This window comes from Lactobacillus sp. UMNPBX17 (assembly GCF_002553735.1).
Taxonomy (GTDB): Bacteria; Bacillota; Bacilli; order Lactobacillales; family Lactobacillaceae; genus Lactobacillus; species Lactobacillus gallinarum.
In genome coordinates this window covers 1-252 of sequence record NZ_PCYT01000202.1, presented here as the reverse complement: position 1 = coordinate 252, position 252 = coordinate 1, and the positions used below count along the sequence as shown (strand labels likewise).

Annotated in this window: 1 tRNA gene; it reads right to left on the bottom strand. The window is 46.8% G+C overall.

Annotated elements, in window-relative coordinates:
* Positions 1–69 precede the first annotated feature (69 nt).
* Positions 70–142 (bottom strand) — tRNA-Ala (locus CP368_RS10305).
* Positions 143–252 lie beyond the last annotated feature (110 nt).

Genomic DNA, 252 nt, shown 5'->3' with positions numbered 1-252 from the left:
TTGTCTCGGTTTTTTGCTTGGATTATATTCAGTTTTCAATGTACTAGCTCTTTGATCCTTTCGGATCAATGGAGGCTAACGGGTTCGAACCGATGACCTCCTGCGTGCAAAGCAGGTGCTCTCCCAACTGAGCTAAGCCCCCAAGGTCTTTTCTTTTTTCAGCCAGACATAACTTTAGCGCTTTTTTGCCGTTATGTCAATGGGCCTAAATGGACTTGAACCATCGACCTCACGCTTATCAGGCGTGCGCTC